Origin of the sequence: Streptomyces sp. NBC_01716 (assembly GCF_036248275.1) — a bacterium.
Taxonomy (GTDB): domain Bacteria; phylum Actinomycetota; class Actinomycetes; order Streptomycetales; family Streptomycetaceae; genus Streptomyces.
Window position 1 is genome coordinate 4,609,145 of sequence record NZ_CP109181.1, and the last position, 19,589, is coordinate 4,628,733.

Genomic DNA, 19,589 nt, shown 5'->3' on the forward strand with positions numbered 1-19,589 from the left:
CCGGGGCAGCGCTAGGCTGCCCCCCGTGAAGGTCCTTGTCATCGGCGGCGGTGCCCGCGAACACGCCCTGTGCCGCTCTCTGTCCCTCGATCCCGACGTCACCGCTCTGCACTGCGCGCCCGGCAACGCCGGCATCGCCGAAGTCGCCGAGCTGCACGCGGTCGACGTCATGGACGGTGCCGCCGTCGCCCGCCTCGCCACCGAGCTGGAGGCCAGGCTCGTCGTCGTCGGACCCGAGGCGCCGCTCGTGGCCGGGGTCGCCGACGCCGTACGGGACGCGGGCATCGCCTGCTTCGGCCCGTCGGCCGAGGCCGCGCGGCTGGAGGGCTCCAAGGCCTTCGCGAAGGCCGTGATGGCGGCGGCGAGCGTGCCCACCGGGCGCAGCTACGTCTGCACCACCCCCGAGGAGATCGACAAGGCCCTCGACGCCTTCGGCGCCCCCTTCGTTGTCAAGGACGACGGTCTCGCCGCGGGCAAGGGCGTCGTCGTGACCGACGACCTCGCCACCGCCCGCGCGCACGCGCTCGCCTGCGACCGCGTCGTCATCGAGGAGTTCCTCGACGGCCCCGAGGTCTCGCTCTTCGCCGTCACCGACGGCCGTACGGTGCTCCCGCTGCGCCCCGCCCAGGACTTCAAGCGCGCGCTCGACGGCGACGAAGGCCCCAACACCGGTGGCATGGGCGCGTATTCACCGCTCCCGTGGGCCGACCCCAAGCTGGTCGACGAGGTCTTGGAGACGGTCCTCCAGCCGACCGTGGACGAGCTGCGCCGCCGTGGCACGCCCTTCTCCGGGCTGCTGTACGCGGGGCTGGCGATCACCAGCCGCGGTGTGCGGGTCATCGAGTTCAACGCCCGCTTCGGCGACCCCGAGACGCAGGTGGTCCTGGCCCGGCTGAGGACCCCGCTCGCCGGTGTCCTGCTCGCCGCCGCCGAGGGCAGGCTCGCCGACCAGCCGGCCCTGGTCTGGCGCGACGACGCGGCGGTCACGGTCGTCGTGGCCTCGCACAACTACCCCGGTACGCCGCGTACCGGCGACCCGATCGAGGGCCTGGCCGACGTCGTCGCGCAGGATGCGCCGAACGCGTACGTCCTGCACGCCGGGACCCGGCTGGCCGACGACGGCGGCACGGTCCTCAGCGCCGGCGGCCGTGTGCTGTCCGTCACAGCGACCGGCAAGGATCTCGCGCAGGCGCGGAAGCGCGCGTACGCGGCCGTTGACCGCATCCGGCTGGACGGCTCGCAGCACCGTACGGACATCGCCCGCGAGGCCGCCGAAGCCTGAACCGGCCCTTCAGCAAGGGCCCGAAACCGGCCCCGGCCCCGTCCGAACCGATCGGACGGGGCCTTTTCATGCCCCGTTCACCGCATCTCCGCCACGTCCCGGACGTCACACCAAAGAACATTGGCCACGTCAGCACCTTTGACCAAAGCCATTCCATCGAGTGACGGTTAACCCATCCGAATGACCCCCGCCGGGGCCCCAACTATGGTGCGGCGCAAGCGTTCGGGTACTTGGCCCACCGGTGGCCCACCGGCATTGCGATGTCAGTGGCGGGTGCCACAGTGGGGGAGTGAGCAAATCCGCCGTTGTGCAGGCAGAGGGGGTGAGATCCGGACGTGTCCGGTTCAGGTGTCGTTGAGGAGATCGGCGCGCAGGGCGCCAGGGTCCGGGCTCTCGCCGTGCTGCGTGTGCGCGGCAGAGCGGCGGGCATCGCTCTGCTGCCCACCGCGGCGGCGGTCGTCCTGTTCGCGGCCGGTGCCACCGGCCGTCTCACCGGTGGGAGTTGGGATGCCGCGCGCTGGATCGTGAGCAGTGTCGCCGTCGTCGTGCTGCTGTGCGCGGCGGCCGTCGCGGCGGTGATCGCCAGGGCCAGACCCGCCCTCAGCCCCACCGTGGAGATCGCCGAGAGTTCGGCCCCGGACCTGTACCGCCTGGTGCGGGAGCTGGCCGAGCGGCTCGACGTGCCCGCGCCCTCGTCCATAGCGCTGACACCGGACTGCGACAGCTGGCTGGAGGACCGTACGCACCCCGCGCACGCCCTCGCGGACGCGTCGGCCGGCCCGACCGACCCGCCCGCCGCAGACACCCCGGGCACCCCGGCAGGCACCCACGGCACCCCCGCCGCCGGTCGCCGCGCCGCGCCCGCCGCACCAGCCGCACCGGTCCTCGTGATCGGCTCCCCCTTCCTCTGGTGGATGCGCGTCGCCGAGCTGCGCGCCGTGCTGGCCCCGGTCGTGGCCGGTACGGGCCCCGCGTCGCAACCGGACATAGCCGCCGCCCGCCGCTTCGTACGGGGCCTGGACGCCGCGGTGGCCCTCGCGGCCCGCGAGGACCTGGGGCTGATACGCCGGGCCGCTCTCGCCGTCGTCGGCGGCGTCGCCCGCCTGATGCTGCGCGCGTGCGCCGAGCACGCCGCCCTCATGGAGCGAGGTGTCGCGTCCGCCGCGTCCGAGCGTGCGCAGAGTGTGGACTACGGCCTGCGGATCGTCGCCCAGGAGCAGGTCGGCCTCGCCTATGCGGGCTGGGACCGGCTGCTGACCCGTGTCGCCCTGCCCGCCTGGCGGATGGGCCGCTGGCCGTCCCGGCTCGATGTCGGAGTCGTATCGGCGCTGACCGAGCTCTCGCGGCGCGACCGGCTGGCCGAGGGCTTCGCCTCCCGGCTCGGCGAGCGCCCCGCCTGCGATCTGCTCGAAGAGCCCGGCGTGGTCGACGAGGCCGCGTCCCTACTGGCGGCGCGCCTCTTCCACGGCGGCCCGGCCGCCTCCGGCCCGGACTGGTCCCCGGTCGACTGGCAGCAGTATCCGGAAGAGGTCGTGGACCGTAAGTGGCGTACGGAAGCGGCGAGGCTGCACCGCGTTCTGGACGGAATGGGCGTACGCAGTCCCGCGCGGCCGGGCGATCCCACGGCCGACGCCGCCGTGCCCGGACCCACGCTGGACCGGGTCATGGACCATCTCGCCGGGCGGGGCGAGGAGGCGGGCGACATTCTGGCCGCCGCGATCAGCGCCGAGGTGGTGCGCGAGGAGGCCGAGGCCGTGCCGCAGGCGCCGAGCGCGCCACAGGCCGCCGAAACCACGGGCGACGCTCTGGCGCTCCGCGGGTCGGACCCGCTGCCGCTGTTCCCGCTCATGCCGCCGCGTACGGGCCGTGAGCTGCTCGCCGACCACATCACCGCGATGGTCTGCTGCGCCGCCGTCGACACGGCGGGCGCGGCCCCGGGGCTCGACTGGCTCGACGGCCCGGCTCTCCTGATGGACGGCAGGCGCCGCACGGACCTGGCCGGAGGAGTGCTGAGCCTGGTGGAGGACGGCGACGGGGAGCCGCTGCGACAGTGGCTGGCCGCGACGGGCGTACGGGCGGAGAAGCCGGTCCGTCTGGTGTGAGGCCGGTCACCGCCCGACCGGCGAAACAGGCGAAACAGTCCGTGCGCGAGCCGGCGGGAGGCCCCTCGCCCGCTCCGGCGCACACCCGGCGCACCGCTTCCATCCACTTCCGGTCAGTTCCATTCACAACGAACGGTGACGGAGCGCGTGCGTTATGTGATGTGCTGGGGACCGGCGCTGACGCGGACCGCCCAACAGCGGCCCGCCCGGCGGCAGTCGATCAACCAAGGCAGTCGATCAACCATCAACACCTGCACGGGGCATCCAGGGAGGGGCGCGCCAATGTGCGCCGATCACATCCGACGGTGGGAGTCGGGCGCGCTCGCCCACGCCGTCTCCGACCCCTTCGGCCAGGGACCGGTGCCCTGGCTGCGCGGCAGCGAGACCTACTTCGACGACACGGGCCAGGTCGTCCCCTGGTACGCGGAACCGGCGCTCGGGCGCGACCGCGCCGGCCCCCGCACCGCCGACGACGTCCACCGCCAGATCAAGGGCTTCTCCTCCACCGGCGCCGCCGCGCCCGGCGAGTCGATCGACTTCCACATCACCGTCGATCCGCCCCAGCAGTTCTCCGTGGACGTCTACCGGATCGGGCACTACGGGGGCGAGGGCGCCCGCAAGATCACCACGAGCCCCCGCCTCTCCGGCATCGTCCAGCCGGCCCCGCTCGCCGCCGAGCGCACCGTCTCGTGCCACCACTGGTGGCTCTCCTGGCGCCTCCAGATCCCGTCGTACTGGTCGCTAGGCGCGTACGTCGCCGTCCTCACCACCACCGACGGCTACCGCTCCCACATCCCCTTCACGGTCCGCGACACCCACCCCGCCGACCTGCTCCTCCTGCTCCCCGACATCACCTGGCAGGCGTACAACCTCTACCCGGAGGACGGCCGTCTCGGCGCCAGCCTCTACCACGCCTGGGACGAACAGGGCCGGCTCCTCGGCGAGGAGGACGCGGCGATCACCGTCTCCTTCGACCGCCCGTACGCCGGCGCCGGCTTGCCCATCCATGTCGGCCACGCCTACGACTTCATCCGCTGGGCCGAGCGTTACGGCTACGACATCGCCTACGCCGACGCCCGCGACCTGCACGCCGGCCTGATCGACCCGACCCGCTACCGGGGACTGGTCTTCCCCGGCCACGACGAGTACTGGTCGCTTCCGATGCGCCGCACCGTCGAGCGGGCGCGCGAGCACGGCACGTCCCTGGTCTTCCTCTCCGCCAACACCATGTACTGGCAGATCGAGCTGGGCCCGTCCCCCTCCGGCGTCCCCGGCCGCCTCCTCACCTGCCGCAAGCGCCACGGCCCCGGCCGCCCGGCCCTCTGGCGGGAGGTCGACAGACCGGAGCAGCAGCTGCTCGGGATCCAGTACGTGGGGCGGGTCCCCGAGCCGCACCCGATGGTCGTACGGAACGCGGAGCACTGGTTCTGGGACGCCACCGGCGCCTACGAGGGCGACGAGATCCCCGGCCTCGTCGCCGGGGAGGCCGACCGCTACTTCCCCCGTACGGCGCTGCCCGAGCACGACGAGCGGATGCTGCTGGCCCACTCGCCGTACCGGGACGGCGGGAACGCCCTTCGCCACCAGGAGACTTCGCTCTACCGGGCCCCCTCCGGCGCCCTCGTCTTCGCCTCCGGGACCTTCGCCTGGTCGCCCGCGCTGGACCGCCCCGGCCATGTCGACGCGCGCGTCCAGCGGGCGACGGCGAATCTCCTCGACCGCATCTGCAAGCGCGACTGAGTACGAACCGACGCCCCGCGGCCCCCGCCCCGAACCCGTACGGGACAATCGGAACCAGAAACTCCCACGGCGAGGAACGAGGAACCGTGTCCGGATTCGTAGAGAAGCCCGAGCCGCTTCAGGTCCCGGGTCTGGTGCATCTGCACACCGGCAAGGTGCGCGACCTGTACCGGAACGGGGCGGGCGATCTCGTGATGGTCGCCAGCGACCGCATTTCCGCCTACGACTGGGTCCTGCCCACCGAAATCCCCGACAAGGGCCGGGTGTTGACCCAGCTCTCGCTCTGGTGGTTCGACCGGCTCACCGATCTCGCGCCCAACCATGTCGTCTCCACCGACCTCCCGGACGGCGCCCCCGCCGACTGGGCAGGCCGCACCCTGATCTGCCGGTCGCTGCGGATGGCCCCGGTCGAGTGCGTCGCCCGCGGCTATCTCACCGGCTCCGGCCTCGCCGAGTACGAGCAGACCCGCACCGTCTGCGGACTCGCCCTCCCCGAGGGCCTGGTCGACGGCTCCGAGCTGCCGGCGCCGATCTTCACGCCCGCGACGAAGGCCGCGGTCGGCGACCACGACGAGAACGTGTCGTACGAGGAGGTCGCCCGCCAGGTCGGCGCGGAGACCGCGGCGCTGCTGCGCCGTACGACGCTCGACGTCTACGGCCGCGCCCGGGACATCGCCCGCGACCGGGGCATCATCCTCGCCGACACGAAGTTCGAGTTCGGCTTCGACGCCGACGACCGGCTGGTGCTCGCCGACGAGGTGCTGACCCCGGACTCCTCGCGCTTCTGGCCGGCGGCTAGCTGGGAGCCGGGGCACGCGCAGCCGTCGTACGACAAGCAGTACGTACGCGACTGGCTGACCTCGTCCGCCTCCGGCTGGGACCGCGCGAGCGAGCAGCCGCCGCCGGAGCTGCCGGGCGAGGTCGTGGACGCGACGCGCGCCAAGTATCTGGAGGCGTACGAACTCCTCACCGGCACCCGCTGGTAGCCGGCGGCGGACAGGGCGCACAGAGCGGACAACGAGAAGACGAAGAACCCCCGGCCGGTGATCCGGCCGGGGGTTCTTGTGCTGAGCGGACGACCAGGTTCGAACTGGCGACCTCAACCTTGGCAAGGTTGCGCTCTACCAACTGAGCTACGTCCGCATGCGCCGTGGCGCGTCACCCACTATACCCAACCTCGCTCGCGGGCGAGACGCACCGCCGTATGCCGACTCGAAGCCCCCAGTTTGGACGCGGCGGACGACAGATAGTTCCGTACGGTGCCCTGCGACAGCGAGGCCCACGCCGCGATGTCGGCGATCGGCGCCCCGTCGGCGGCCAGCTCAAGCACCTCGGCCTCGCGCACGGTCAGCGGCGAGTCCCCGGCCGAAATCGCGTCGGCGGCCAACTCGGGGTCCACATGCCGGTTTCCGGCGTGGACAGTGCGGATGATCTCGGCGAGCTGGAGGGCGCTGACGGTCTTCGGTACGAAGCCGCGTACGCCCGCCGCGAGGGCCCGCTTGAGATGACCGGGCCGGCCGTGGCTGGTGACGATCATCGTGCGGCAGCTGGGCAGTTCGGTACGGAGCGATGTGGCGACCTTCACACCGTCGGCGCCCGGCATCTGGAGATCGAGCACGGCCACGTCCGGGCGGTGCGCGAGCGCCATCGCCAGCGCCTCGGGACCGGAGGCGGCCTCGGCGACGACGGTCAGGTCGTCCTCCAGACCGAGGAGCGCGGCGAAGGCGCCGCGGATCAGATGCTCGTCGTCGGCGAGGAGGACGCGTACGGGAGCGGCCAGTGCCGCGCCGGGCCGCACGTCTCCGGTGCTGTCCTGTCCGCCGCCGCTCACGCGGTCACCTCGTCGGATACGGGACGGTGCGCCACCGGCTCGGCGGCGGTCGCGTCCCCGGACGGAGCGGACGAAGCGGACGGCGCCGGCAGCGGCACCCGGGCGGTGAGCCGGAAGCGCGCACCGGCCACCGGGCCCGCGTCGAGCGTGCCGCCCAGCGTGGCCAGCCGCTCGCGCAGCCCGGCGAGCCCGGCCCCGGCCGTCCTGGGTGTGCCACCCGAACCCACCCGGACCAGGACTCCCTGTTCGGGCAGCCCGTCGTTCTCCACGACCAGCACCGCGTCGTCCCCTTCTCGTACCGTCAGCCGTACCGTGCAGTGCCGCGCGTCCCCGTGCCGCAGCACGTTCGTGGCGGCTTCCCGGACCACCCACCCGAGGGCGGAGCGCACCTCGGGAGTCAGCCCGCCGTAGAGCCCGCCGGGCAGCTCTTCGACGCCGCCCGGGACAGCTCCGGCCGCCCCCTCCAGGTCCAGCTGGAAACCGATGCCCGCGGCCTCCAACACCCCTCGTGCGCCTTCCAGTTCGGTGTGCAGATCCACTTCGCGATACCCCCGTACGACGGCCCGCACCTCGCGCTGCGACTCCCGCGCTATCCGCTGCACCTCGGCCATCTGCTCGGCCGCCTGCTCCGTACCGCCGCGCCGCGCCAGTTGCAGGGCGAGTTCGCTCTTGAGCGCGATCACCGCCAGATTGCGGCCCATGACGTCGTGCATGTCACGGCCGAACCGCAGCCGCTCCTCGGCGACGGCGAGCCGCGCCTGGAGTTCCCTGGCGCTGTCCAGCTCCCACACGGACTTGGCCAGCCAGACGGAGAAGCCGCAGGCGAAGACCAGTGCCAGTGAGGCCAGCAGCACCCCCATCACATTCCCCAGGACGGCGGCGAACCCCACTCGGAACACCAGGCCGGCCACCGCCACGACCACCAGCGTGGCCAGCACCATCAGCAGCATGCTCCGCACCCGGCGGACGCCGACGGCCAGCGCCCCGACGCCGAAGCCGGCGAACGTGACCAGCAGATAGGCGACGGACTGGGCCTCCTCCACGTTCGGTTCCCGGGGGAACACGCTCATCGCCGCCACGATGCCGACGGTGGTGAGCACGGCCGTCGCGATCAGGAGCCGGACCGGCCGGGCCTGCCTGCCGAGCGCCCAGGACAGGGCGTACGAACTGGCGGCGGCGGCCACGAGCGCGTGGGCGCAGACCAGCAGCAGGAACCAGCCGCCGACCGGGGAGTCGGCGCGCAGGAGGGGCAGTGCGACGACCCCCACCTCGACCAGCGCGAAGGAGTGGAAGGACCAGCGGGTGTAGATCTCGACCTTGGCCGGCTTGCTCTTCCCGGCCCATGAGCCCGTCGCCCGCGTCCTCGCCATGTGGTCCCTCCCGGGCTCTCGTCCGTGTCGGTGCCGGTGTCCGTATCCGTGTCCGTGTCCTCGTGGCGCTCAGCGCCGCGGCTCCCAGCGGAACCACTGCCTGACAGCGAACACCGCCAGCACCGTCCAGACCAGGGTATTCAGTCCCGCCGTCAGCAGGTCGCCGCCCGAAGCGCCGCCCAGCCAGCCGGCCCGCACCAGGGTCACGAGCCCGGTCATCGGCAGCAGCTCGCAGACCGAGGCGACGTTGTCCGGCAGCGCCTCCAGCGGTACGAACAGTCCCGATCCCATCGCCGAGATCAGCAGCATCGGCAGAGTGGTGATCTGCGCGCTCTCCACGGTACGGGTGAACGACGCCGAAGCGGCGGCCAGCGCCGCCATCAGCCCGATGCCCGCCAGTACCCCAAGGACCAGCAGCTCGGGCCGCTGCGGAGCGCTCACGTCCAGGACCGCGACCCCGGCGACGACCAGCACGACGCACTGCGCGAGCGCCAGCGATGCGGCGGGCAGCGCGGTCCCGGCCAGGATCTCCTGGTCGGAGACCTCGCCCGTACGGAGCCGCTTGAGCACCAGTTCCTCGCGCCGGGCGGTGTAGGCGGAGGTGAGGTTCATATAGACGACCATGAGCAGCACCATGCCGATGCCGCCCGTCAGCGCGACCTCCGTGATGTTCAGCCCGGTCCCGCTCAGATCGACGTTCTTCAGCGAGGCCTTGGTCGAGAGGATCAGGAAGACCGGCATGAACAGGGCCATGAAGAGCATCGTCCTGTTGCGTACGAGCATGGTCATCTCGGCCCGCGCGAGCGCCCCCAGCCGTCCCGCCACGGTCGTCGTCCGGCCCTCGGCGGCCGTCTCCCGGTTCTGTGCGAATGCCGTGCTCATGCCGCTACCGCCTCTCCCGTGCCGCCTGTGCCCGTGCCGTCCATGCCCGTACCGGCGGCCGCGGCCTCGGTGCGCTGTGCCGCGATGTCCAGGAACGCCTCTTCGAGCGAGGCCGAGCGGGCATCGAGCGCTTCCAGGTGTACGCCGAACTCCCCGGCCCAGCGGAGCAGTTCACCGAGATCCCGCTGGAGTTCCTGCGTACGGATGCTGATCTGCCGGCCGTCCGCCGCCGCGCGCAGCGTGAGCGGCAGATGCCCCGGCTCCACCCCCACGGGCAGCCTGAACCGGATCCGGGCCGGCCGGGTCGCCGTCACCTCCGCCGGTGTGCCCGAGACCACGATCCGGCCCGCGTGCATGATCGCCAGCCGGTCCGCGAGGCCCTCGGCCTCCTCCAGGTAGTGCGTGGTCAGCAGGACGGTCGTGCCGCCGTCGCGCAGCTGCCGTACCAGCTCCCAGGTGTCCCGCCGCCCCTCGGCGTCCAGTCCGGTCGTCGGCTCGTCCAGGAACAGCACTTCGGGCTGCCCGAGCAGCGCGAGCGCGAGGTCCAGGCGCCGCTTCTCACCGCCGGAGAGCTGCTTGACCCGCACGTCGGCGCGCTTGGTCATCCCCACGAGCTCCAGCGCCTCGCCGGCGGGCCGTGCGCCGCTGGTGCAGCCTCCCCACATCTGTACGGTCTCCTTGACCGTCAGATCGCTCGGAAAGCCGCCCTCCTGGAGCATCACCCCGGTCCGCGGCCGTACCCGCGCCCTGTCCGTGTACGGGTCCCGCCCGAAGACCCGTACCGTCCCGCCGCTGGGGCGGGTGAGGCCCTCCAGCATCTCGACGGTGGAGGTCTTGCCCGCGCCGTTCGTACCGAGCAGCGCGAACAGCTCCCCCTCCCCGACGGTGAAGGAGATCTCGTTCACCGCCTGGAACCCGCCGGCATACGTGCGCCGGAGCCGGTCCACCTCGATGACGTTCCCGTCCGAATGCGCTGTGCTCGTGCTGTGGATTCCCCGAGTTCGTGTCATGCCCTCAAGGTTTCCGGCGGATCGGGCCCGGGAGCAGTGCGCGCTGTCATCGGTGCTCATGACAAATGTCATCGGTGCGCGGATCGAGAGCGAGAAGGGCCCCGCCCGGTGTCGCGTACGACGAAGGTCCCGGCCAACAAGTGACCGGGACCTTCGATACGGAGCGGACGACCAGGTTCGAACTGGCGACCTCAACCTTGGCAAGGTTGCGCTCTACCAACTGAGCTACGTCCGCAGTGCATCGTCCATCAACAACAACCTTCGATGTGATGCAGAGCGGGTGACAGGAATCGCACACTGCGCCTCCCCCTTGGAAAGGGGGCGTTCTACTACTGAACTACACCCGCACGCTGCGTCAGGTTCGGCTTTTCGGCCTTGCCCTTCGGCGTGCTCCAGACTCTAGCCGATCGCTGGGGGTGCAGTGCAACTCCGTTCCCCGGCGTGCCCGTCCGGCCGCGTCGGCGGCCGGTGTCTCAACTCGCCTCGCGGAACGCCTCGTAGACCCGCTTGGGGATCCGGCCGCGGGCCGGCACCTCCATCCGGTGCGAGAGCGCCCAGGCGCGTACGGCCGCCGGGTCGGGCGCGAGGGCCGTGTGCCGGTAAGACTTACGGTTCCTGCCGGCATGGGTCTGCCGCCGGCCCGCCTCCAGGTAGGGGGCCAGCGCCTTGCGCAGTTTCTTTGCATTGGCGGGATTGAGGTCGATCTCGTACGACTTCCCGTCGAGGCCGAACGAGACCGTTTCCGCCGCTTCTCCGCCGTCGATGTCGTCGGAGAGCGTGACCACTACGCGCTGCGCCACGGATATCGGTCCTTTCATGCGGCACCCGCTCCGTCGGCCCGTGCTTCTGAAACACGGCTGACGTGCGGTGATACCGGCCTTCCGGCTGTTTAGGGGCAATGCGCCCTGTGGCTCTATTCCTTTGTACAGCGAACTGCCTCGCATTGTGAAGCCCAGCCAATTACATCAGCGTGTCCGGCGGCAATGGTGAGGGCGAGTTTTTTCCTGGATTTTTCCGTGTGGACTCCCGGCGCGATATCGACGGAGATCGGTGGAGAGTCCGGCGGTGGGTGGATATCTACCCGCGTAGATTTTGTCTACGGGTACGCTGAGAGGACTCGGGGGGTCGGGGGATTCCTCGGTCAGAACCACAGCCGCAGACAGCTGCACACAGCCGCACCACACCACCGGGAGTGCCAGTGGCACGCGTCGTAGTCGACGTCATGCTCAAGCCGGAGATCCTCGACCCGCAAGGACAAGCAGTGCAGCGCGCACTGCCCCGGCTGGGTTTCGACGGGATCGCGGACGTCCGCCAGGGAAAGCGTTTCGAGCTGGAGGTGGAGGGCCCGGTCGACGAGGCCGCCCTCGCCCGCATCCATGAGATGGCCGAGACGTTCCTCGCCAACACCGTCATCGAGGACTTCGTCGTAAAGGTGGAGTCGTGACCACTCGTATCGGAGTCGTCACTTTCCCCGGCACTCTCGACGACCGCGACAGTCTTCGCGCGGTGCGGATCGCCGGAGCCGAGCCTGTCTCACTCTGGCACCGCGACAAGGACATCAAGCAGGTGGACGCCGTTGTCCTGGCGGGCGGATTCAGCTACGGCGACTATCTGCGGGCCGGTGCCATTTCCCGTTTCTCGCCGGTGATGGAGACGATCATCGAGCAGGCGAAGGGCGGTATGCCGGTCCTGGGGATCTGCAACGGCTTCCAGATCCTCACGGAAACGCATCTGCTGCCGGGCGCCATGCTGCGCAACAACCATCTGCACTTCATCTGCCGCGACCAGCGGCTGCGGGTGGAGAACGCGGAGAGCGCGTGGACCGCCGACTACACGGCGGGCCAGGAGATCTCCGTACCGCTGAAGAACATCGACGGCCGGTACGTGGCCGCCGAGCCGGTCCTGGACGAGCTGGAGGCCGAGGGCCGGGTCGCCTTCCGCTATCTGGACGGCAATCCGAACGGCTCGCTCCGCGACATCGCGGGCATCACGAACGCGGCGGGCAACGTCGTCGGTCTGATGCCGCACCCCGAGCACGCCGTGGAACCGCTGATCGGTACGGGCCGTACCGACGGGCTCGGGTTCTTCACCTCGATCCTGAAGAAGCTGGTAAGCGCCTGATGACGATCAAGAACCTGGACACCGTCAAGCACGCGACGGGGACGCCCGACGTCGACCAGCCCTGGAAGGAACTCGGCCTCAAGGAGGACGAGTACACGCGGATCCGCGAGATCCTCCAGCGCCGGCCGACCGGCGCCGAACTGGCCATGTACTCGGTGATGTGGTCCGAGCACTGCTCGTACAAGAGCAGCAAGGTCCATCTCAAGCAGTTCGGCGACAAGGCCCCGGCAAGTGACGCGATGCTGGTGGGCATCGGCGAGAACGCGGGCGTCGTGGACGTCGGCCAGGGGTACGCGGTCACCTTCAAGGTCGAGTCGCACAACCACCCCTCGTACATCGAGCCCTATCAGGGCGCGGCCACCGGCGTCGGCGGCATCGTGCGCGACATCCTCGCCATGGGCGCCCGCCCGGTCGCCGTCGTGGACCCGCTGCGCTTCGGCGCGGCCGACCACCCCGACACCCGGCGGGTGCTGCCAGGGGTCGTCGCCGGCATCGGCGGTTACGGCAACTGCCTGGGCCTGCCGAACATCGGCGGCGAGGTCGTCTTCGACCCCTGCTACCAGGGCAATCCGCTGGTCAACGCCGGCTGCATCGGCGTGATGAGGCACGAGGACATCCACCTCGCGCAGGCGTCGGGCACCGGCAACAAGGTGATCCTGTACGGCGCCCGCACCGGCGGCGACGGCATCGGCGGCGTCTCGGTGCTGGCCTCCGAGACCTTCGAGTCGACCGGACCGGCCAAGCGGCCCGCCGTCCAGGTCGGTGACCCCTTCCAGGAGAAGCTCCTCATCGAGTGCACCCTGGAGCTCTTCGCGGAGAAGCTGGTCGCCGGTATCCAGGACCTCGGCGGCGCCGGGCTCTCCTGTGCGACGAGCGAGCTGGCCTCGGCCGGATCGGGCGGTATGCGGGTCGAGTTGGACACCGTGCCGCTACGCGACTCGTCCCTCTCGCCCGAGGAAATCCTCATGAGCGAGTCGCAGGAACGCATGTGCGCGGTCGTCGAGCCCGACAAGGTCGACCGCTTCATGGAGATCTGCGAGAAGTGGGACGTCATCGCCACCGTCATCGGTGAGGTCACCGAGGGCACCCGGCTGGAGATCTTCTGGCACGGCGAGCAGATCGTGGACGTGCCGCCGCGCTCGGTCGCGCACGACGGCCCGGTCTACCACCGTCCGTACGCCCGTCCCGACTGGCAGGACGCGCTCCAGGCCGACGACGCCAACAAGCTTGCCCGGCCCGCGAATTCGGCCGAGCTGCGGGAGCAGGTGCTGCGGCTCGTCGCGTCGCCGAACCAGGCGTCGAAGGCGTGGATCACCGACCAGTACGACCGCTTCGTCCAGGGCAACACGGTGCTCGCGCAGCCCGAGGACGCGGGCATGGTCCGGATCGACGAGTCGACCAACCTCGGTGTGGCGATGGCGACGGACGGCAACGGCCGGTTCGCCAAGCTCGACCCGTACGCGGGCGCGCAGCTCGCGCTGGCGGAGGCGTACCGCAACGTGGCCGCCTCCGGCGCCAAGCCGCTCGCCATCTCGGACTGCCTGAACTTCGGTTCGCCCGAGGACCCGGCGGTCATGTGGCAGTTCGCCGAGGCCACGCGCGGACTCGCGGACGGCTGCCTCCAGTTGGGCACCCCGGTCACCGGCGGCAACGTCTCGCTCTACAACCAGACCGGTGAGACGGCGATCCACCCGACGCCGGTCGTGGCCGTGCTCGGTGTGATCGACGACGTCACGCGCCGTACGCCGATCGCCTTCGCGGAAGAGGGCCAGCTCCTCTATCTGCTGGGCGAGACCCGCGAGGAGTTCGGCGGGTCGGCGTGGTCGCAGGTGATCCACGACCATCTGGGCGGACTGCCGCCGAAGGTGGACCTGGACCGGGAGAAGCTGCTCGGCGAGATCCTGATCTCGGCCTCGCGCGACGGCATGATCGACGCGGCGCACGACCTGAGCGACGGCGGTCTGATCCAGGCCGTCACCGAGTCGTGCCTGCGGGGCGGCAACGGCGCGCGGCTGGTCGTGCCGGACACGTCGTCGATCAGCGGCTCCGCCACGGGCGACGCCTTCACGTTCCTGTTCAGCGAGTCGGCCGGGCGCGCGGTCGTCGCGGTGCCGCGCAGTGAGGAGACGCGCTTCACCGACATGTGCGGGGCCCGCGGGCTGCCGGCGACGCGGATCGGTGTCGTGGACGGTGAAGAGGTCGAGGTCCAGGGCGAGTTCAGCATTCCGCTGAGCGAGCTGCGGACGGCGCACGAGGGGACGATCGAGGCGCTGCTCGCCTGAGAAAGACCCTCCTGGCCCCCGCCCGGTTCGCATGGAACCGGGCGGGGGCTTCGTCATGCCCGTACGCGGGAGGGGTTGCGCTCGATTACGTAATTACGTAACTTCTTGGTATGGAACTGGAGGAGCGCGTCGCCGAGCTGGAGCGCCGGCTCGCGGCGCTGGAGCGCGCGGAGCCGGAGGCGTCGCCCCGGCCGCCGCGAGGGGAGCGGCCGGGGCCGACGCCGGACGACACCTTCCGGCCGCTCCGGCTCCTGGAGGAGCAACTCGCGGAGCTGGACGCGCCCGGCGGCGGCGTGACGTACACGGGCTCGGTACGGCTGCCGACCGAGGAGCACTACAAGTGGCAGTTCACCGAGCTGACCGACGGGGTGCTCGACGCCGACTGGTCGCAGGCCGCCGACTGCTTCGCCGCGCTCGGGCACGCCGTACGGCTGCGGCTGCTGCGCGAGATCCTCGGCGGTCTGCGTACGGCGGCCGAACTGGCCGCGCTCGACGACATAGGCACCACCGGCCAGATCTACCACCACCTGCGCCAGCTGACCGGGGCCGGCTGGCTCCAGACGACGGGGCGGGGGCGTTACGAGGTGCCGGGCGCCCGGGTCGTACCGCTGCTGGTGATGCTGTCCGCCGCCAGGAACTGACAAGGAACTCACCCCCACCGGAGAACCGAGGTGACCCGCACCATGTCCGTCCGGAAACTGGCCATGACCGTGGCCCGTGCCTGCTGGCTGTTCGTCCTCGTGCTGGTCCTCGGCATGATCTTCGCGAACCTGTATCCGCCGCTGTGGCTGCTCTGCGTCCCCGCCGTGCTGCCCATCGTGGTGTTCGTGGTTCTCGGGCGGCTGACGTCAGCCGCGCTGAAGGGGCCCGCCGCCCGCGCGCCCGTCGAGACACTGGCGCCGGTGTCCGGGCGCTGGACCGCGCTCAACAGCCCGGCGGACAAGGTGCCCAGCCATGGCATTCACGGCTACGGCCAGACGTACGCCATCGACATCCTGGCCGCTCCGGAGCCCGACACCCGCCCGCCGTTCGCGAAGCTGTGGCCGCTCGCGCGCGGGAACGGCCGCTATCCGGCCTTCGGCGCCCCCGTGCTGGCCGTGGCCGACGCGACGGTCGTACGGGTGCTGGACCGGCGCCGCGACCATCTGACCCGGACGTCTCTCCCGGCGCTCACCTGGATGATGCTGGTCGAAGGGGCGGCGCGGGAAGCGGCGGGGCCGTCGTGGATCGTCGGCAACCACGTGGTGCTTGACCTCGGTGACGGCACGTACGCCCTGTACGCGCACCTGAAGCGGGGCTCGGTGACCGTCGCGGCCGGAGACACGGTGCGCGCGGGGCAGCGGATCGCCGCGTGCGGCAACACCGGCAACTCGACGGAGGCCCACGTCCACTTTCAGCTGATGGACGGGCTCGATCTGGACACCGCGCGCGGCATCCCCTTCACCTGGCGCGGGGTGGGGGTCCCGGCCAACGGCGAGTCGTTCACGCCGCCCGAGGCGCTGACCCCGCGGGAGACGTCCACGACGGAAGTCCCGTCCGCCGACCGGCTCGATTAGCCTCCCGGCTATGCCCCCGGCCAAGAAGCGCAAACAACGCGGTTACGACTCCGACAGGACCCGTACCGCCGTCCTCACCCAGTTCGCGCACGTGCGCGAAGCGGTCGCCGCCCTCACCCCCGAGCAGCTCGCCCTCCCCGCCGGCCTCGGCGACTGGACCGTACGCGAACTGACCGCACACCTGTGCATGGGCGTCGAGAGCGTCAGCCGCGCGGTGGAGCAGCCGGCGCCGCCCGCCGTGGAGCTGGGACTGCCCGAGTGGGCGTTCGCGACCGCCGCGGTGGCCGCCCCGATCTCGGACGACGTCAAGGTGTACGCGGCCTCCGCCGAGCCCGCCGAACTGTTCGAACGCACCGCGGGCCGGATCACCGGCCTGCTGAAGGACACCCCGCCCGAGCGGCTGATCGCCGTCCGGGTGGGCGCCATGAGGCTGGGGGACTTCCTGGTCACCCGGGCCGTCGAGCTCGTAGTCCACACCGACGACCTGAACCGCGCCCTCGGGCTCGCCGTCCCTCTCGACCGGCAGGCGCTCGCCGCCTGCACCCGGCTGCTCGCCGACGCGCTCGCGATCAAGGCGCCGGGAGCGTCCACGGAGGTGCGGATCCCGCCGTACGCCGTCGTGCAGTGCGTGGAGGGGCCCCGGCACACCCGAGGCACCCCGCCGAACGTCGTCGAGACGGACCCGGTCACCTGGCTGCGGCTCGCCACGGGGCGTACGGCATGGGCCGACGCGCTGGCAGCGGCACGGGTCAGCGCCAGCGGGGAACGCGCGGACCTCGGCGGGCTGCTCCCGGTCATGAGCTGAGCGGACCGGGCCCGGTCCGCCCCGCGCGGCAACCGCACGGAACCGGACCCGGGCCTGTCTCGTCCCACCGGTATGCGGAAACAGTCAGTGACCACCGTCACCGCCCTCACGACCCTGGCCCTCCTCGCCCTCGCCGGCTGCGGCACCGAGTCCGGCAGAGAGTCCGACGGGGCGGCCGAGGCCGGGAGCTCGGTGCGGACCGATCTGCCCCTCACCGATGTGCGCTGGAACATCGAGAGCCTGAACGTCGGCGGCAAGAAGGCCCCGGTGCCCTCGGGCGCCAGTGTGGAGATTGACTCCAAGGGCAAGGCCAGCGCACGGACCGGCTGCAACTCCATCGGCGCAGAGGTCACCATCGAGGGCGACACCCTCACTGTCGGTGAGAAGTCCACGACGATGATCGCCTGCCCGGATGAGCTGGCGGCCTTCGAGAAGGCACTCGGCGACGCCTTCGGCGGCAAGCTCAAGGCCAAGGTCGAGGACAAGAAGCTCACCCTCACCGGCGCCGGAGGCGACTCCATCGCCCTGTCCGCCGAGGAGCCGGCCCCGCTCGTGGGCACGGGGTGGGCCGTCACCAGCCTTCTCGCCGGGGAAACGGCCAGTTCGCTGCCCAAGGACAAGAAGGGCGAGACCGCGAAGGCGACGCTCACCTTCGCCAAGGACGGCACCGTGAGCGGCGATCTCGGCTGCAACACGTTCTCGGCGTCCGCGAAGACCACGGACACCACGATCACCTTCGGACCGGTCAAATCCACCAGGAAGATCTGCCCGGAGCCGGGAATGTCCCTGGAACGCAAGCTCCTGAAGGTGCTCGACGGACAGGTGACGTATGAGGTGCACCACCGTGAGCTGACCCTCAAGACGGCCGACGGCAGCGGTTTCGGGGCCGCCGCCGGCACCCCCGCGAAGTAGTACAGGCGCGGTTCCGCCTGGTGAAGGGGGGCCTCCCCGGCCGGGCCGGTGGCGACACGCCGCCGGCCCGCCGAGGGGTCCGTCTCCCGGCCCACTTCCGTACCGCATTCGGACCAGCGGTCGATCTCGCCTACACTCGGTGGCGTGCCTCGTGGTGATGGACGACTCAGCCACGACCTCCTCCCCGGCGAGAAGGGCCCTCAGGACGCTTGCGGCGTCTTCGGAGTCTGGGCCCCCGGTGAAGAGGTCGCCAAGCTCACCTACTTCGGACTGTATGCACTGCAACACCGCGGACAGGAATCCGCGGGTATCGCAGTGAGCAACGGCTCCCAGATTCTTGTCTTCAAAGACATGGGCCTTGTCTCACAGGTCTTCGACGAAACCTCCCTCGGCTCCCTCCAAGGGCATATCGCCGTGGGCCACGCCCGCTACTCCACCACCGGAGCGTCGGTGTGGGAGAACGCGCAGCCGACGTTCCGGGCCACCGCGCACGGTTCGATCGCGCTCGGTCACAACGGCAATCTGGTCAATACGGCGGAGCTCGCCGGACTGGTCGCCGACCTCCCCAAGGAGAACGGCCGCACGACCCGCGTCGCGGCCACCAACGACACCGACCTGATCACGGCGCTCCTCGCCGGACAGACGGACGACGACGGCAAGTCCCTCACCGTCGAACAGGCCGCACCGCGGGTCCTGCCGCACGTCAAGGGCGCCTTCTCGCTCGTCTTCATGGACGAGCACACCCTCTACGCGGCCCGCGACCCCCAGGGCATCCGCCCGCTGGTCCTCGGCCGGCTCGAACGCGGATGGGTCGTGGCCTCCGAGAGCGCCGCGCTCGACATCTGCGGCGCGACGTACGTCCGGGAGATCGAGCCCGGCGAGCTGATCGCCATCGACGAGAACGGTCTCCGCAGCTCCCGATTCGCTGAAGCGAAGCCCAAGGGCTGTGTCTTCGAGTATGTGTATCTGGCCCGCCCGGACACTGACATCGCCGGCCGGAACGTCTACCTCTCCCGGGTGGAGATGGGGCGCAAACTCGCCAAGGAAGCACCGGCCGACGCCGACCTCGTCATAGCCACTCCCGAGTCAGGCACCCCCGCCGCGATCGGGTACGCGGAGGCGAGCGGCATCCCGTACGGCTCGGGACTGGTGAAGAACGCGTACGTGGGCCGGACGTTCATCCAGCCCTCACAGACCATCCGCCAGCTCGGCATCCGCCTCAAGCTCAATCCTCTTAAAGAGGTCATCAGAGGCAAGCGCCTGGTGGTCGTCGACGACTCGATCGTCCGCGGCAACACCCAGCGGGCCCTGGTCAAGATGCTCCGCGAGGCGGGCGCGGCCGAGGTTCACATCCGGATCTCGTCCCCGCCGGTGAAGTGGCCCTGCTTCTTCGGCATCGACTTCGCCACCCGCGCGGAGCTGATCGCCAACGGCATGTCCATCGAGGAGATCGGCAGGTCACTGGGTGCCGACTCCCTCTCGTACATCTCCATCGACGGCATGATCGAGGCGACCACCATCGCCAAGCCGAACCTCTGCCGCGCCTGCTTCGACGGCGAGTACCCGATGGATCTGCCCGACCCCGAACTCCTCGGCAAGCAGCTGCTGGAGACCGAGCTGGCGGGCGGCGCCGATGCCGCCGACGCCCTCAGGCGGCCCTGACACCGGCCGTGAGCGCCCGTGAACGTGAACGTGC

The 19,589-nt window shown here is 70.9% G+C and carries 17 protein-coding genes and 3 tRNA genes; 12 read left to right on the plus strand and 8 right to left on the minus strand.

Features of this window, described 5'->3' with window-relative positions:
- Positions 1-25 precede the first annotated feature (25 nt).
- The 4 genes from purD (at position 26) to OIE74_RS20150 (ending at position 6,110) form a co-directional block, all read left to right on the plus strand.
- Positions 26-1,282, plus strand: coding sequence for a phosphoribosylamine--glycine ligase (gene purD / locus OIE74_RS20135; RefSeq protein WP_329385546.1), 1,257 nt, complete (start codon positions 26-28; stop codon positions 1,280-1,282).
- A 335-nt stretch (positions 1,283-1,617) separates the two neighbouring features.
- Positions 1,618-3,384, plus strand: coding sequence for a hypothetical protein (locus OIE74_RS20140; protein ID WP_329385549.1), 1,767 nt, complete (start codon positions 1,618-1,620; stop codon positions 3,382-3,384).
- Positions 3,385-3,666: 282 nt separating this feature from the next.
- Positions 3,667-5,124 carry a N,N-dimethylformamidase beta subunit family domain-containing protein gene (locus OIE74_RS20145; RefSeq protein ID WP_329385552.1) on the plus strand — a complete coding sequence of 486 codons (1,458 nt, stop codon included), beginning with the start codon at positions 3,667-3,669 and terminating at the stop codon, positions 5,122-5,124.
- 86 nt (positions 5,125-5,210) lie between these two features.
- Positions 5,211-6,110: a phosphoribosylaminoimidazolesuccinocarboxamide synthase gene (locus OIE74_RS20150; RefSeq protein WP_329385555.1), complete on the plus strand. Its 900-nt coding sequence runs from the start codon at positions 5,211-5,213 to the stop codon at positions 6,108-6,110.
- Positions 6,111-6,194: 84 nt separating this feature from the next.
- Here the strand turns inward: OIE74_RS20150 and OIE74_RS20155 are convergent.
- From OIE74_RS20155 to OIE74_RS20190, 8 genes are all read right to left on the minus strand, one after another.
- Positions 6,195-6,267, minus strand: a tRNA-Gly gene (locus OIE74_RS20155).
- A 22-nt stretch (positions 6,268-6,289) separates the two neighbouring features.
- A complete protein-coding gene (locus tag OIE74_RS20160) occupies positions 6,290-6,904 on the minus strand; it encodes a response regulator transcription factor (protein ID WP_329392359.1) in 615 nt (204 codons plus the stop codon).
- A 47-nt stretch (positions 6,905-6,951) separates the two neighbouring features.
- On the minus strand, positions 6,952-8,325 hold the full coding sequence (locus tag OIE74_RS20165; RefSeq protein WP_329385558.1) for a sensor histidine kinase: 1,374 nt from the start codon (positions 8,323-8,325) through the stop codon (positions 6,952-6,954).
- Between the two features lie 69 nt (positions 8,326-8,394).
- Entirely contained in the window at positions 8,395-9,207 is an 813-nt protein-coding gene (locus OIE74_RS20170; RefSeq protein WP_329385560.1) for an ABC transporter permease, read from the minus strand.
- Complete coding sequence (locus tag OIE74_RS20175; protein WP_329385562.1) at positions 9,204-10,217, minus strand: ABC transporter ATP-binding protein; 1,014 nt, start codon at positions 10,215-10,217, stop codon at positions 9,204-9,206. The genes OIE74_RS20170 and OIE74_RS20175 overlap by 4 nt, the downstream gene beginning before the upstream one ends.
- A 162-nt stretch (positions 10,218-10,379) precedes the next feature.
- Positions 10,380-10,452, minus strand: a tRNA-Gly gene (locus tag OIE74_RS20180).
- A 40-nt stretch (positions 10,453-10,492) separates the two neighbouring features.
- Positions 10,493-10,564 (minus strand) — tRNA-Gly (locus tag OIE74_RS20185).
- 126 nt (positions 10,565-10,690) lie between these two features.
- Positions 10,691-11,017, minus strand: a complete 327-nt coding sequence (locus OIE74_RS20190) for a histone-like nucleoid-structuring protein Lsr2 (protein ID WP_329385565.1) — start codon at positions 11,015-11,017, stop codon at positions 10,691-10,693.
- A 398-nt stretch (positions 11,018-11,415) separates the two neighbouring features.
- Here OIE74_RS20190 and purS point away from each other — a divergent pair, with 398 nt between their 5' ends.
- The 8 genes from purS to purF all read left to right on the plus strand — a co-directional run bounded on the left by purS (position 11,416) and on the right by purF (position 19,555).
- Positions 11,416-11,661: a phosphoribosylformylglycinamidine synthase subunit PurS gene (gene purS / locus OIE74_RS20195; protein ID WP_078076409.1), complete on the plus strand. Its 246-nt coding sequence runs from the start codon at positions 11,416-11,418 to the stop codon at positions 11,659-11,661.
- Positions 11,658-12,338, plus strand: coding sequence for a phosphoribosylformylglycinamidine synthase subunit PurQ (gene purQ, locus OIE74_RS20200; RefSeq protein WP_329385568.1), 681 nt, complete (start codon positions 11,658-11,660; stop codon positions 12,336-12,338). Before purS ends, purQ begins: the two co-directional genes overlap by 4 nt.
- Complete coding sequence (gene purL / locus OIE74_RS20205; RefSeq protein WP_329385571.1) at positions 12,338-14,620, plus strand: phosphoribosylformylglycinamidine synthase subunit PurL; 2,283 nt, start codon at positions 12,338-12,340, stop codon at positions 14,618-14,620. The genes purQ and purL overlap by 1 nt, the downstream gene beginning before the upstream one ends.
- A gap of 110 nt (positions 14,621-14,730) precedes the next feature.
- Positions 14,731-15,261: an ArsR/SmtB family transcription factor gene (locus OIE74_RS20210; protein WP_329385574.1), complete on the plus strand. Its 531-nt coding sequence runs from the start codon at positions 14,731-14,733 to the stop codon at positions 15,259-15,261.
- A gap of 42 nt (positions 15,262-15,303) precedes the next feature.
- Entirely contained in the window at positions 15,304-16,176 is an 873-nt protein-coding gene (locus tag OIE74_RS20215) for a M23 family metallopeptidase (protein ID WP_329385576.1), read from the plus strand.
- 10 nt (positions 16,177-16,186) lie between these two features.
- Positions 16,187-16,981 (plus strand): maleylpyruvate isomerase family mycothiol-dependent enzyme, encoded by a 795-nt coding sequence (locus OIE74_RS20220; RefSeq protein WP_329385578.1) that lies wholly within the window; start codon positions 16,187-16,189, stop codon positions 16,979-16,981.
- Positions 16,982-17,068: 87 nt separating this feature from the next.
- Positions 17,069-17,893: an META domain-containing protein gene (locus OIE74_RS20225; protein ID WP_329385581.1), complete on the plus strand. Its 825-nt coding sequence runs from the start codon at positions 17,069-17,071 to the stop codon at positions 17,891-17,893.
- A 144-nt stretch (positions 17,894-18,037) separates the two neighbouring features.
- Entirely contained in the window at positions 18,038-19,555 is a 1,518-nt protein-coding gene (gene purF / locus OIE74_RS20230; protein ID WP_329385584.1) for an amidophosphoribosyltransferase, read from the plus strand.
- The last annotated feature ends 34 nt before the right edge of the window (positions 19,556-19,589 follow it).